Source organism: Propioniciclava sp. (genome assembly GCF_047602245.1).
In the GTDB taxonomy this organism is placed as follows: Bacteria; Actinomycetota; Actinomycetes; order Propionibacteriales; family Propionibacteriaceae; genus Propioniciclava.
The window spans coordinates 2274681-2288021 of the sequence record NZ_JASGHT010000001.1; the positions used below are offsets into that span (position 1 = coordinate 2274681).

The 13341-nt window shown below is 69.1% G+C and carries 15 protein-coding genes and 1 tRNA gene; 9 read left to right on the top strand and 7 right to left on the bottom strand.

Annotation, left to right across the window (positions count from 1 at the left end; translation table 11 throughout):
- The 6 genes from QM708_RS10800 (at window position 1) to QM708_RS10825 (ending at window position 4487) form a co-directional block, all read left to right on the top strand.
- Window positions 1-951: a hypothetical protein gene (locus tag QM708_RS10800; protein ID WP_415108028.1), complete on the top strand. Its 951-nt coding sequence runs from the start codon at window positions 1-3 to the stop codon at window positions 949-951.
- Between the two features lie 111 nt (window positions 952-1062).
- Entirely contained in the window at window positions 1063-1743 is a 681-nt protein-coding gene (locus QM708_RS10805) for a metal-dependent transcriptional regulator (protein WP_415108031.1), read from the top strand.
- Window positions 1743-2783: a hypothetical protein gene (locus QM708_RS10810; RefSeq protein WP_415108034.1), complete on the top strand. Its 1041-nt coding sequence runs from the start codon at window positions 1743-1745 to the stop codon at window positions 2781-2783. Before QM708_RS10805 ends, QM708_RS10810 begins: the two co-directional genes overlap by 1 nt.
- Complete coding sequence (locus QM708_RS10815) at window positions 2780-3562, top strand: class I SAM-dependent methyltransferase (protein ID WP_415108036.1); 783 nt, start codon at window positions 2780-2782, stop codon at window positions 3560-3562. The genes QM708_RS10810 and QM708_RS10815 overlap by 4 nt, the downstream gene beginning before the upstream one ends.
- A 74-nt stretch (window positions 3563-3636) precedes the next feature.
- Entirely contained in the window at window positions 3637-4032 is a 396-nt protein-coding gene (gene trxA, locus QM708_RS10820; RefSeq protein WP_415108039.1) for a thioredoxin, read from the top strand.
- Between the two features lie 379 nt (window positions 4033-4411).
- Window positions 4412-4487: transfer RNA gene (locus QM708_RS10825), tRNA-Arg, on the top strand.
- 136 nt (window positions 4488-4623) lie between these two features.
- On the opposite strand, the gene QM708_RS10830 is transcribed toward QM708_RS10825, so the two are convergent.
- The 3 genes from QM708_RS10830 to murQ all read right to left on the bottom strand — a co-directional run bounded on the left by QM708_RS10830 (window position 4624) and on the right by murQ (window position 8103).
- Entirely contained in the window at window positions 4624-5652 is a 1029-nt protein-coding gene (locus QM708_RS10830) for a MupG family TIM beta-alpha barrel fold protein (protein WP_415108042.1), read from the bottom strand.
- A 69-nt stretch (window positions 5653-5721) separates the two neighbouring features.
- On the bottom strand, window positions 5722-7176 hold the full coding sequence (locus QM708_RS10835; RefSeq protein ID WP_415108045.1) for a PTS transporter subunit EIIC: 1455 nt from the start codon (window positions 7174-7176) through the stop codon (window positions 5722-5724).
- 30 nt (window positions 7177-7206) lie between these two features.
- Entirely contained in the window at window positions 7207-8103 is an 897-nt protein-coding gene (murQ, locus tag QM708_RS10840; RefSeq protein ID WP_415108048.1) for an N-acetylmuramic acid 6-phosphate etherase, read from the bottom strand.
- 135 nt (window positions 8104-8238) lie between these two features.
- Between murQ and QM708_RS10845 the strand changes: the two genes are divergently transcribed.
- The 3 genes from QM708_RS10845 (at window position 8239) to QM708_RS10855 (ending at window position 11052) form a co-directional block, all read left to right on the top strand.
- Window positions 8239-9114 (top strand): MurR/RpiR family transcriptional regulator, encoded by an 876-nt coding sequence (locus tag QM708_RS10845; RefSeq protein ID WP_415108051.1) that lies wholly within the window; start codon window positions 8239-8241, stop codon window positions 9112-9114.
- 202 nt (window positions 9115-9316) lie between these two features.
- The gene (locus QM708_RS10850; protein WP_415108054.1) at window positions 9317-10693 is read left to right on the top strand and encodes a UTP--glucose-1-phosphate uridylyltransferase; all 1377 of its coding nucleotides are present in this window, start codon (window positions 9317-9319) and stop codon (window positions 10691-10693) included.
- Window positions 10690-11052, top strand: coding sequence for a hypothetical protein (locus QM708_RS10855; RefSeq protein WP_415108056.1), 363 nt, complete (start codon window positions 10690-10692; stop codon window positions 11050-11052). The genes QM708_RS10850 and QM708_RS10855 overlap by 4 nt, the downstream gene beginning before the upstream one ends.
- 210 nt (window positions 11053-11262) lie before the next feature.
- On the opposite strand, the gene QM708_RS10860 is transcribed toward QM708_RS10855, so the two are convergent.
- The 4 genes from QM708_RS10860 to QM708_RS10875 form a co-directional block, all read right to left on the bottom strand.
- Window positions 11263-11556 carry a DUF1540 domain-containing protein gene (locus QM708_RS10860; RefSeq protein ID WP_415108058.1) on the bottom strand — a complete coding sequence of 98 codons (294 nt, stop codon included), beginning with the start codon at window positions 11554-11556 and terminating at the stop codon, window positions 11263-11265.
- A gap of 345 nt (window positions 11557-11901) precedes the next feature.
- On the bottom strand, window positions 11902-12285 hold the full coding sequence (gene mscL / locus QM708_RS10865) for a large conductance mechanosensitive channel protein MscL (RefSeq protein ID WP_415108061.1): 384 nt from the start codon (window positions 12283-12285) through the stop codon (window positions 11902-11904).
- Between the two features lie 88 nt (window positions 12286-12373).
- The gene (locus tag QM708_RS10870; RefSeq protein WP_415108064.1) at window positions 12374-12973 is read right to left on the bottom strand and encodes an SAF domain-containing protein; all 600 of its coding nucleotides are present in this window, start codon (window positions 12971-12973) and stop codon (window positions 12374-12376) included.
- A 59-nt stretch (window positions 12974-13032) separates the two neighbouring features.
- Window positions 13033-13308, bottom strand: a complete 276-nt coding sequence (locus QM708_RS10875) for an FmdB family zinc ribbon protein (RefSeq protein ID WP_415108067.1) — start codon at window positions 13306-13308, stop codon at window positions 13033-13035.
- Between the last annotated feature and the right edge of the window lie 33 nt (window positions 13309-13341).

The following is a 13341-nucleotide window of genomic DNA, read 5'->3' on the forward strand; positions in this document are numbered from 1 at the left end:
GTGAATCTCAGGACGCGCACCCGGATCGTGACCGCGGCTCTGCTGCTCCTGGTCCTGCTCGTCGTCGCGGGGGCATTGTTCAACGTGCTGCCGGCGCGGGCGGCCGACACGTTCCAGCTGCCGGCCAGGCTGGTGCCGGCGGGCATGGCGACCGACCACGCGCGTGAGCGGTACTGGGTGCTGGGCTCGACGCCCGGACGCCTCAGGCTGACCGCGGTCAAGGCCGGCGTCGTCGAGGGGGAGTTCGTCTCCCAGGACAGTCTCGGCAGCCCGCAGGCGCTCGCCTACCTGGACGGGCACGCCTACATCGGAGACATCGGCGGACACCGTGCCACCGTGACGGTCTACGACGTGACCGAGCCCTGGCCCGGCACCGACATCCTCAGGGCGGTGGCCTACCCGCTGAGCTATCCCGACGGCACCCACGATGCGGCCGCCCTGTTCGTCGACGGCAGGCGCCGGATCCATCTGGTGACGAACGGGCCCGGCGCGGGCGTGTACCGGGCGCCGGCCCAGCTCGCGAACGGCGAGCCGGGGATGCTGGAACGTGTCGCCGACGCTCCCGACGGGGTCACGGACGCCGCGGCGCTCCGCGACGGCCGCGTCGTGCTGCGCACGCAGGCGTCGGTGATCACCGTGGACCCGGCGAACTTCGCCGTCCTCGGCGAGGCGCCGGCCGAACCCACGCAGCAGGGGTTCGCGCTGACCGAGGCGCTGACCGCGGGCGAGGTGCTCCTCGCCGCCGCGGCGGATGGAACGGTGAGCGCCGTCGCCGTTCCGGGCGCGGCTCCGGCGCCAAGCCAGCCACGGCCAACCCCGACGCCGGCCAGCCCGCCGGGCGGGACGCCGCCCGGTGTCCGCCCGCTGGAACAGACCGGCACCGTCCTGTCGCTGGTCGCCGCGCTCGTGGTGGCCGTCTTGGCCGGGATCACCGTGCTCGCCCGGCGCTGAGTATTTTCGTTACGTATCCCTATCCTTTCCTTTTCTCCCTGGGGTGGTCGCTGCCGATAGGGTGACGGCGGGCGAGTTAATCGATTCTTTGAAATGGGAAAGGGGCGCAGGGTGAGCGACCTCATCGATACGACCGAGATGTACCTGCGTACTGTCTTCGAGTTGGAGGAAGAGGGCATTGCGCCGCTGCGGGCACGTATCGCCGAACGGTTGAGCCAGAGTGGGCCGACCGTGAGCCAGACGGTGCAGCGTATGGAGCGCGACGGCCTGCTGTGGGTGGCCAACGACCGGCAGATCGTGCTGACGGCGTCCGGACGGGAGAAGGCGACCTCGGTCATGCGCAAGCACCGGCTGGCGGAGGTGCTGCTCACCGAGGTGATCGGCGTGCCGCTCGACCTGGTGCACGCCGAAGCCTGCCGCTGGGAGCATGTGATCTCCGACGCCGTGGAGCAGCGCCTGATGGAACTCCTCAACGCACCGGCGACATCGCCGTACGGCAATCCGATCCCGGGGCAGGGGGCGGTCCGGCCCCGCCCGGCCGCCGACGACGGTCTGCTGGCGTTGCCCGATGCGCTGCACGGCGAGGATGCCGCCGAGGTGATCTTGGAGCGGATCGGCGAGGTGCTGCAGAACGATCCGCCGGCGATGGCGGCACTCGTGGCCGCGTCGATCACGCCCGGCGCGTCGTTCAGCGCCCAGCGGGTGGCTCGGCGTGTCCGGCTGGAGGCGTCCGGTCACGAGCACTGGCTGCCGGTGGAGGCGGCTGCGCACCTGTTCGTCCGGCTCGCGTGATGGATGCCGCGCTGCTGCGGCCCCTGCTGACCGGTCACTGGTACGACGCCCTCGCGGCGGTCCTGGACGCCGAGATCCGTAGCGGTGCGGACGATCCGGATCTGGTCACCGCGCGGGAGTTGGCGGTGGCCGCTAAACGCGTTCTCGACCTGGACGCCGAGGACTTCGGCGTGATCGCGGAGTCCTTTCCGCGGGCCCGGTGGCGGCGGGATCTCGACGGGGCCTGCTTCCCGCTGCAGCCGCGCGACCCGAACCGGGGCGCGCTCGCCTCGCTGATGCCGCTGTACGGGTTGATGCTCGAGGTGCTCGACCTGCGTGCGATGCGCACCGAGCCGCTGCAGGTGGTGGTGACCGCGCATCTGATCGGCGAATACCTGCCGCAACTCGCCTGGGAGTCGACGCTGGGCCACGGCGGGGATCCGCTGTTGCTGCGCGACCAGGTGGGGGAGCGCTGGGGCAGCGACGATCCCGCGTGCGCGCACACCCCGGGGCTGCGCGCCACCGCGCGGCGCGCGGTGCACGCCTGTGCGGGCGACGTGCCGGGGTACACCGCCTATCTGGATCGTTTCCACTCCCGCCAGGGGGCGGCGTTGGCGGTGTGTGCCATGCACCACCAGGCGACCCAGGCGGGGGAGCGTCCGGATGTGGGCGACACCTGCCCGCATCCCTGTTCGTGGGCGTTGCGCGGCGACCGGGCCCAGCAGCGTGACCTGGACGCCCGCGTCCGGCTCGCGCTGATCTACAAGAGTTCGCCGATCGTCGGCCTGCGTCATCACGCGCCGGTGGGTCATTTCTTCGGCGTGCCGAGCGCCTCGGAGATCTCCGCAGCCTGGCTGGCGACCTGGGAGCGGCTGGTCACGCCGTGGCCTGATGGCTCCAATCCGCTGCTGCGCGGCGATGTCGTGGGGCGTCCAGAACCCACCGAGGCGCTGCCGGGCATGGCCGATCTCGTCTCAGCGGTGGCGGGGCGACCCCTCGGACCGGGGCGATTGCTGCGTACCATCGGAGCTGAGATCGCCGCGCTGAAGGGTCTGACATGAGAGGTGAATTCGACTGGGAGGGCTATCTGGCCGCCTTCCACCAGAATCGCCCGGGCATCACCGAGTCCGTGCTGTCGCGGACGCTGTCGGGCGGGCATACGCCCTACCGCTGGCTGGGGCGGGCCGTCTCGCCGCGGGCGAGCCTGGTGATCGACCTGGCCTGCGGATCGGGCGCCATGACCCGCGAACTGGCACGCCCCGGCCGCACCGTGCTGGGCGTCGACCTGGCCGAGTCCGAGCTGGCGCTCGCCGCCGAGCGCTCGTCCGGCCCGTGGATCTGCGCGGACGGCCTGCACCTGCCCTTCGCCGACGAGTCGGTCGATGCCGTGGTGAGTTCGATGGGCACCGTGGTCATCCAGCCGGTGCGGGCCCTGTTCCTGGAGGTCGCGCGCGTGCTCAAGCCTGGCGGCGTCTTCGCCTTCACCGCACCCACCGTGGTGCCCTTGCACCCGCGCGACCTGGTGACTTCGCTGCGCATCGTGGGCCGGCTCCGCAGCCTGCCCAAGTTCCCCGGGCCCACCGAGGTGACCGGCTACGTCGATGCTCTGGTGGGCACCGGACTGCGCAAGGTCGAGGACGCCCGCGAGCGTTATCACTTCGAGGTCGCCACCTTGGCGGACGCCGAGGCGATCGTCGGCGCGTTGTACCTGCCCACCACTTCGTGGAAGCGCCGGCGGGCGGCGATCAGCTGGCTCGCCGGGCGGGCCGCGGACGAGGGTCCGGTCAGCATCTCGATCGCCATGCGCCGGTTCGTGGTGCTGAAGCCGCCGCGTCGCTGAGCGCGCGTGGGACCGGAGGGAATGGGGACGGCACCGGCTGTGTTGAGGTGGGCGCAACGCACGAGAGGAACCCCATGGCCACCGTTGAACTCAACGCCGACAACTTCGCCTCGCTGATCGAGGGTACCGAGACCCTGTTCATCGATTTCTGGGCGGCCTGGTGCGGCCCCTGCCGCCAGTTCGCGCCCGTGTTCGAGGCGGCGTCCGACAAGCATGCCGACGCGATTTTCGCCAAGCTCGACACCGAGGCGAACCAGGAGATCGCGATGGCGCTGGAGATCCAGTCCATCCCGACGCTGATGGCGTTCCGCGGTGGCGTCCTTGTTTTCCGCCAGGCCGGCGCGATGAATGCATCCAGCTTCGACCAGCTCGTCGAGGCCGTGAAGGCGATCGACATCGAGGAAGCTCGTCAGCAGGCCGCGGAGGCCCGCGCAGCGCATGAAGCGGCGCAGGCCGCCGAGGCCAACTGAGATATCTCGTGAGGGCTTACCGGGCGCGGTCACCGCATGTTCCCCCCAGAAGATGAGGGACCGCCGCCCGTGTGAGCCCTGGGACGTCGAGCCTTGTGTATTCCCCCCAGAATCAAGGCCCCGTCACCCGGGATGACTTAATCTCACCACTCAGATGGTTGAGGTGTCAATTAGTTTGGTGGTGGCGACGGCGCTACGTTTTCACTTGTGAGCGTACGGTTTCACTTGCGTGCGCCGGTCGGTCGCCCGGGTGCCTCGTGCGCCGATCTGATGCGTGCCGGCCCGGACGCCGTGATCGTCGTCGGTGTCAGGGGCGTCCGCCTCCGTATGGTGCGTGTTTGTCGGGTATCGCACTGGGCGAGTAGCCTGATGCGTCGCTGGCCCCATAGCTCAGGGGATAGAGCAGAGGTTTCCTAAACCTTGTGTCGCAAGTTCGAATCTTGCTGGGGCCGCCACCACCACTACCCCGCCCGGCGCGCTCGCCGCGTCCGCCCGCCCTTGCTGATGTTCCCGCGCACGACTTGCACCGTTGCGCACGAAATCTCGTAGGCAACGGTGCAAGTCGTGCGCGGGAGTGGCGGCGTCCGGCGTTCACGTGATGAAGCGGACGCGGCGGGTCAGCCGGACGTGGTCGACGAGGGCCATGTAGGGGCTGGCGATCTGGCCGATGCGGGCTTGGTGAGGGTGCAGGGGTAGATCGCGGATGATCACGTGCACCTCGCCGGCGTAGCGGCCCAGGGCGGGCAGATCCATCTGCAGGCTGCCGCGGGCGCGGACGTCCGCGTTGATCCAGGACGATGGGGTGGGGGCGCCACGGGTGTTCTCCAGGCGTTCGGAGAAATCCGTTTGTTCCACGCGGACGCCCCAGGTGCCGTCCAGCAGGAAGGACGCGGCGTCCTCGGCCTCGGACAGCGGCACCGTGATCTCTCCGGTGTGTTCGTAGTGGTCGATCCACTCCAGGTGCCGGGGGTGGATGGTGCCTTCGGCGACGACGATCTTTGCCCGCGGGCACAGCGAGGCGATCTGCAGATAGTTGATCCACCCGTTGCGGTGGCGCTGACCTTCTAGCGTTGGCAATCCGAGATGCAGCGGCGCCCGGAAGGTCAGCTCACCGGGGATGAACGCGAACAATCCCAGCCCACGTTCACCGAACAAAGCGTTCTGCGCGCGAAAGAAATCCGTAGTCAAGCCGGTTTCGGGACGCGGGTAGAAGTTGTGCCATCCGGCCACCTCCAGCCCGGCGAGTGAGTCCAGCAGGGTGGCGTCCGCTGTGCTGGCGTTGACGGCGATGGTCAGCCCGCTGGTGTCGGCGATCCGCCGGATCTGGATGGCGTCGAACCCGAAGTCGATCCGCACCCATCGGACGCCGGCCTCGCGGAGGCGTCCGACCTCCTCGATACCGAGACCGAGACGGTCCAGAGTGAGCGGTGAGATGTCGGCGCAGAAGGTGAATCCGTCGGCCTCGTGCAGCGTACGCAGTTCATCGACGAAGGTGCGCAGGCCGTCCGCCTCGGGAATGTGCAGCGAGGTGAACAAGGTGCGTTCGCTGCTGAGGCGGGCGGCGTCCAGCACCGAGGTGCGTACCTCGGCGGAGTCGGTGGGATACAGCGAGAACAGCAACGCGACCTCCGAGAGAGTGAGGAAACGACAAGGCGGGCCCGCTTTCCTGCTGCGGACCCGCCGAGATCGTCAGCCGAGACGCTCGACCATGGACTCCTTGAAACCGAAGAAGTAGGTGAGCACGAAGCCCATCAGCACCGCGATTCCGAGGCTGCCGAGGTACCAGGCGACGCCTCCGGGGGAGATGACGCCGGTCATGAACAGACCGGACAGGCCGAGGGCCTGGGCGCCGAAGGGTCCGCCGGCCTGCATGCCCCAGGCCATGAACGCGCCGCCGAATCCGGCGCCGAGGCAGGCGGTGATGAACGGGTAGAGCAGGGGCAGCGAGACGCCGTAGATGAGCGGTTCGCCGATGCCGAGGAAGCCCAGCGGCAGGGCGCTCTTGATGATGGTGCGCAGCTTCTTGCTGCGCGTCTTCAGGTAGACCGCGATGGCCATGCCGTCCTGGCCGCCGCCCGCCATGGCGAGGATCGGCAGCAGCTGGGTGTAGCCGTGGTCGGCGATCAACTGGGCGTGCAGCGGGGTGAGTCCCTGGTGGACGCCGAGCATCACCATCGGCAGGAACAGGCTCGACATCAGGAAGCCGCCGACGATGCCGCCTTGCTCCAGACCGAAGTCGACCAGCAGCCAGGTCAGGCCGCGCATCAGCAGCGCCGAGATCGGCATGATCACCAGGACGGCCGCGACCGCGCCGAGCAGCACGGTGACGACGGGGATGATGAACAATTCCAGCGTGGCCGGGATGAACCGGCGCAGCCACTTCTCGATCACGGTGAACAGCCAGGCGGTGATCATGGCGCCGATGACGCCGCCCAGCGCCGGGCTGAGCTGGCCGAACAGCGGCACCACGAGCGGTGCGGCGGCGGTGGTGATGCTGCCGTCGGCGGCCTTGACCGCGGCGATGCCGGCCAGGGCCGGCATATAGGGGACGCCGCCGGCGATGAAGCCCAGCACCGGGGTGCCGCCGAACTCCTTGGCGGTGTTGTGGCCGACGATCAGGTGCAGCGCACCGGTGACGATGCCGCCGAGGGCGGCGAACGCCAGGAACCACGGGTTCTTGACGATGGACGGGTCGGCGATCTTCCAGAAGTTGGCGATGGAGGCGATCAGGCCGCCGGCGATGAAGCCGGGGATGATCGGGATGAAGATGTTGCCGATGTGCCGGAATCCGGCATGCACCGAGGTGCTTTGCCGGGCCTTCACCTTGGCGCGGGTCTCGTCGGCGACGTCGCGCACCAGGTCGTCCTCGGGCTGCGGCCCGTCGAAGCTGAGCTGTGCGGCGTCGCTGACCTCGGCGAACGCGGCGCGCATCCGGTCGGCGTGGCCGGGACCGACGACGATCTGCAGCTGGTCGCCGGGAACCACGCCGAGGACGCCGTCGAGTTCTTTGATCGCGTCGAGGTCGACCTTCTCGGTGTCGATGAGGTTGAGGCGCAGGCGGGTCATGCAGTTGGTGAACGACGCCACGTTGTCGTTGCCGCCCACCAGATCGAGGATCGCCCTGCTCAGGGCCTTGTAGTCCATGCGAGTCTCCGTTTCATGCGGGATGTGTGATCAGCGGGGGCCGACGGCTGCGCGGACGAAGCCGTGGCTGGAGCTGAGCCGGTCGCGGGCGCCGTCGGCATCGACGCCGCAGAGGATCATGACGATGGCCGTCTTGGCGTGGTCGCCGGCCTCGGCCAGGGCTGCGCGGGCCTGGGCTTCGTCGCAGCCGGTCGCGCTGCGGACGATCCGGACGGCCCGGTCGCGCAGCTTCTCGTTGGTGGGCGAGACGTCGACCATGAGGTTGCCGTACACCTTGCCCAGGCGCACCATCGTGGCGGTCGAGATCATGTTCAGCACCATCTTCTGGCTGGTGCCCGCCTTGAGCCGGGTCGAGCCGGTGACCACTTCGGGTCCGTTATCGACCTCGATCGCCACCTCGGCGTGCCCGCTGATGGTGGCGCCGCGATTGCAGGAGAAGGCGACGGTGGCCGCCCCCACCGCGCGGGCATGGTCGAGGGCGCCGATTACGTACGGCGTCCGGCCCGAGGCGGCGATACCGACGACGAGGTCGCGCTCGGTCACACCGATCGCGGCCAGGTCATCGGCGCCGAGCTGAACCGAATCCTCCGCGCCCTCCACCGCGGTGAACATCGCCCCCTCGCCGCCGGCGAGCAGCCCGACGACCTGCCCGGGTGGGGTGCTGAAGGTGGGCGGGCATTCGGCCGCATCCAGGACGCCGAGGCGTCCCGACGTGCCGGCGCCCACGTAGATCAGCCGTCCGCCGGTGGCGATTCGCTCGGCGGCGGCGTCCACCACGGCGGCGATGGTGGGCAGTACCTCGGCCACCGCGTCCGCGACGCGGCGGTCTTCGTCGTTCATCACCCGGAGCACCTCGAGCGTCGTCAGTTCGTCGAGCTGGGTGGTGGCCGGGTTGCGCGCCTCGGTGGTGGCCATGGCGTCCGTCATCGAGATCCTCCCTGTCTGACGACGTCGGTCTGTCGCACAACGTCGATGGCGCATCATTACACAACAAAGAGTATTTGTGAAGCGTTGCAACACGGCGTTGTCGTTCGGCACACTGGGGGCGACGAGGAGGTGTGCATGGTCGACATCATCGGGCGGATCCGCGCCGCGCAGCCCACGCTGAGGCCGGCCGAGAGGCGCGTCGCCGCGGCCGTGCTGAAGGACCCGGAATCGGCCAGCATCGCGACGGTGGCCGGGCTCGCCGACGAGGCGGACGTGTCCCAGGCGAGTGTGGTCCGGTTCGCCCGCGCGCTCGGCTTCGACGGACTGCCCGACCTGCGGGTGGCGCTCACCCAAGACCTCACCCGCCGTGCCATGGAACTGGAGCGCTCCAGCGTCGCGCACGGGCGGATCGACCCGGCCGACACTCTGGCCGACGTGGTCGCCAAGCTCGCCTTCCACGAGGCGCGCTCGATCGAGCAGACCGGACGCCTCATCGACCACCAGGTTCTCGGCGAGGTGGCCGACGCGATCGCCTCCGGACGCCCGACGGTGAGCCTGGGCGTCGGCGCGAGCGCGCTGGCGGCGTCCGACCTGAACCAGAAGCTGCAACGGATCGGATTGGTGAGCTCGTTCTCGCCTGACACGCACATGCAGCTCACCCATGCCGCGCTGGCCGGCGGGCAGGCGGTCGTGATCGCGTTTTCCTTCGGCGGCCGGACCACCGAGGTGCACCGGGCGCTCGTGCTGGCCGGTGAGCGGGGTGCGTTGACCGTGGCGGTGGCCGGCAGTGGGCTGTCGCCGATCGCCGAGGCCGCCGAGAAGGTGCTGCTGATCAGCGCGCGTGAGGCCGAACTGCGGGTCGGTGCCCTGGCCAGCCGTACGGCGCAACTCGCCGTCGTCGACTTCCTCTTCGTGCTCGTCGCCCAGAGGCTGGGTAGCACTTTAGACCCGTTGCTGGAGCGGACCAGGGATGCTGTCCGGCCGCAGCATATGCCTGGGACTAGGGATTGAAGAGTTAGGACGAGGGGTATGAGAGAAACCGGTCATCCCGGTGGGGTACAACCTCGTCCGAGTCGCCTATACTAAAGAATGAGAGCGACGCCAGGTAGATGATGTCTCCTGGGGGTGGGTAGACGGCTTCAAGCCCTTCGACCGGCGTCGCTCTCTTTAACGTCTTGGGGGGATCGGCGCATCCGCCGCTAGAGTCGGACCCATGACAACTGGTCTTGACCGTGCCCGGACGAAGATGGCGGAGGCGGGAGCCACCGATGCGGCTATCGATGTGTTCACGCACTACTACGCCCAAGCCGGCGACGAGTCCGGCGCCTACATCCGCGAGGACGACATCGAGGCGCTGACCGATCCGCCGCGCCTGGCCTCGGTCGATATCGATCCGGACGCCGCCCGCGACGCCCTCGCCCGCACCGTGCTGATCAAGCTCAACGGCGGGCTCGGCACCTCGATGGGCCTGGACGGACCCAAGACGCTGCTCCCCGTGCGGGGACGCAAGACCTTCCTCGACATCCTGGTGGCGCAGGTGCTGCGCGCCCGCGAGCGCTACGAGGCGCGGTTGCCGCTGTTGTTCATGAACAGCTTCCGCACCCGCGAAGCCACCTTGGATCACCTGTCCCGCTACGACGAACTCCCCGTCGGGGGGCTCCCGGTCGACTTCCTGCAGGGCTTCGAGCCCAAGCTCACCGTCGATGGGCTGGAGCCGGTGTCGTGGCCGGCCGACCCGGCGCTGGAGTGGTGCCCGCCCGGCCATGGCGACATCTACACCTCGCTGGTGGGCACGGGGCTGCTCGATCAGCTGCTCGATGCCGGATTCCGCTACGTCAGCATCGCCAACGGCGACAACCTCGGTGCCGGCCCGAACGCGGCGCTGGCCGGCTGGTTCGCCCAATCGGGCGCCCCGTACGCCGCCGAGGTGTGCCCGCGGACGCCGAATGACCGCAAGGGCGGCCACCTGGCGATCCGCAAGGCGGACGGCCAGCTGATCCTGCGCGACACCGCGCAGACCGCGCCGGAGGAGATGAAGTACTTCACCGACGAGTACCGGCACCCCTACTTCCATGCCAACAACCTGTGGGTCGACCTGCAGGCGCTCAAGCGGCTGATGGCCGAGCGCCGCAACGTGCTGGGGTTGCCGCTGATCCGCAACCTGAAGACCGTCGATCCCGCCGACAAGGCGTCCACCCCGGTGGTGCAGTTGGAGACGGCAATGGGCGCGGCCATCGAGGTGTTCCCGGGGGCGCGCGCGATCGCGGTCGAGCGGGACCGGTTCTTGCCGGTGAAGACCACCAATGAGCTGATGCTGGTTCGTTCGGACGCCTTCGCGCTCGACGGTGATGCCCGGCTGCTGGCGACGACCGAGCGGCTGCCCGAGGTCTCCCTCGACAAGCGGTTCTACAGTCTGCTTCCCGATTTCGACCGGCGCGTCGAGTACGTCCCGTCGCTGCGAGAGGCGCGTTCGCTGACGGTGGAGGGCGACTGGTCCTTCCCCGATCCGGTCACGGTCGTCGGCGATGCGCACCTGCCCGATCGCGGTGAGCCGAGCGTGGTCACCGACGAGGTCATCGGGCGGCGATGAGCGGACGCTGGCACGCCGCCATCGCCTGGGCGCTGACCGGGGAGTCGATGGACCTGGGTGACCAGGATGCTCCCGATCCCGAGGCGTTGGCGGCCGGGTTGGCCGATCATGGTTGGGACGAGGCCCGTCTCGCCGAGCATGCCCGCGAGGCGTCCGCGTCCGGGGTGTGGCCGCATCCGATCCCGGACGCCGTCCGCGCCGGCCTGGGTGCGGCCCAATTGCATGCCGCGATCCGGAGCGCGCGCGAGCATCTCGGCCTGGCGGTGCTCAGCGTGCGCGCGCCCTCGCGCCGGACGAGCCTGAACGCCGACGAGCGCCGGTTGCTGGCGGACGTCCCGCCGCACTACGGGCGTGATTAGCGTCCGTAGCGACCAGCACCGTGGGCGCGGCTAGCGTCCGTAGCGACCAGCACCGTGGGCGCGGCTAGCGTCCGTAGCGACCTCGCCGTGGGCGCGGCTAGCGTCCGTGGCGACCTCGCCGTGGGCGCGGGTCGCGTCCCCACGCATGCGAGGGCCCGCCCGCGCCCCGACCTGGCGGTCGAAACACGGGCGGGCCCGAAAGGTGCAGCGTCAGCGCGGGCTGTAGGTGAGGCAGTCCGCCTTGTCGGCAGCCGAACCGATCATCACGGACGCGGCCGTGCACTCCAGGTGCGAGTTGTGCGTGCACTCGGCACGCTGGCAGGCACCGATGTGCGAGACGACCTTGTCCATGCCGCCCCTGATGGTGGCCAGCGGGATGAAGGTGACGCACGAGGCCTGCTGGCCAACGGTGATGGCGGGCGCCTTGCAGTGGGTGTGATCGTTGTAGGAGCAACCTGCGACGGAGCACTCGCTCACGGTCGGCAGCTCACGCAGCTCAGTCATTGTGTCCTCCTGTGGTTGTCAGTGACCTTGACAACAACAATTGAAACACCGGATCCGTGTTTACACAACGCTCTCAGGCGTCCATTAAGCCCAGTTTTTCCTGAGCGATATTACTGAGGTGAGCCTGAGGGGTGTGAGGGTTGCCTAACTGTGTCATGGCTTGTCAGCGAGGTTTTATTGCGTCCGGCCTTGTCGCCTCGAAGATGCGGAGTCCGGTTTGGCGGCTCGCGCTGACAAAAGCAACAATAGCATTTACGAAACACGTAGATCGCCTATTTATGAATGGCTGGGAGCGTGAAGACGGCCCGTCCCCGAGGGGGCGGGCCGTCTGCGGGGCGCACCGGCTCAGCCGTTGCGGGCCTTGAGCAGGTCGCGGATCTCGGCGAGCAGCTCGTCCGTGGTCGGGGCGGCCGGCTCGGCGGCCTTGTCGGCCTTCAGGCGTGCGTCGGAGGCCGCCTTCATCGCGGTGTAGGGCTTGATCACGAAGAAGTAGACGATCGCGGAGACCATGATGAACGACAGCAGCGACGTGAGGAAGACGCCGATGTTGAGGTCGGTGAAGGGGATGGTCACCTGACTGAAGTCCGGCTGGCCGCCGAACATGCCGATGAAGTCAAGGATGAACTGGGTGAAGGACTCCACCACGGCGGCGAACGAGGTGCCGATGATGACGGCCGTGGCCAGTTCGACCAGGTTGCCTTGCATGAGGAAGTCGCGGAAACCCTTCATGGAAAATGTCCTCTCTGTAGGGTGCGGCGGCCCGGCGTGCGAGCGGGCGCCGGGCGTGCCGCCTCTTGAGTCCAGCCTGCTCCCTGAGTCAGCGCAGCGCAATCGTCACGCCCGATCCGCCGTGGGCGGCGATGTCGGCGGCGACGGCGTCCGGTACTTCGACCAATGCCGAGCGTGAGGCGGAGGTGAATCCCGGGCCAACGTCGGTGGCGGCAGGCCCGACGACGCGGACGTCCGCGGCCAGTGTGCTGCCGTCGGGCGCCAGCAGGTCCAGGCGTGAGCCGGGACGCAGCAGCGAGCCGACGGCATCCCCGGGCAGAGGCAGAGGCACGATGAGGTGGCCGGGGCGAGCGAGCCGCTCGGCGGCACCGACGGTCGCGGCGGTGAGGGGCGCCCCTTGGTCGACGGGGCCGGCGAGGGTGCGCCCGAGGAGGGCGGCCTCGTCGGAGGAGGCTCCCTCAGGGACGGTACCGACCGGAAACTCGACCCGTGCCAGGTCGGCTGAGGCCAGCACGGTGCCCGCCGCCAGCGGCCGGGAGGCAGTCACCACGCTGGCGGTCTCACCCTGAGGCGGACGCAGTGTGAGCAGGCAGGCCAGCACGGCCAGGAAGGTGAAGGCCGCGGCCAGCGTGCGGCGGCGCAGGTGGAAGACGCGACGGATCGTCGCGGGTGCGGAACGAGTAGCCATACCTAGGCATTAGGCACGGCCTGTCACCTCGGCCCCAGATCGGGCCCGGTGGGGCGGAATCAGGCGGCGGATTCCTTCGCGGCAGGGGCCGGGGTGGACGCCGCGGGCGCCGGCTTGGCGGCGTCCGTCTTGCCCTTGGCGGCCTCGGTCTTGCCCTTGGTGCGGTTGTCGGTGGCGTAGAAGCCCGAGCCCTTGAACACGACGCCCACCGCGTTGAACACCTTGCGCAGGTTTCCCTCGCAGGTGGGGCACTCGGTGAGAGAGGGATCGGTGAACCGCTGAACGACCTCGAGTTCGCGGGCGCAGTCGGCGCAGCGGTACTGATAGGTGGGCATGGGTCTCCTTGCGATCCGGTGACGGCCACCGAT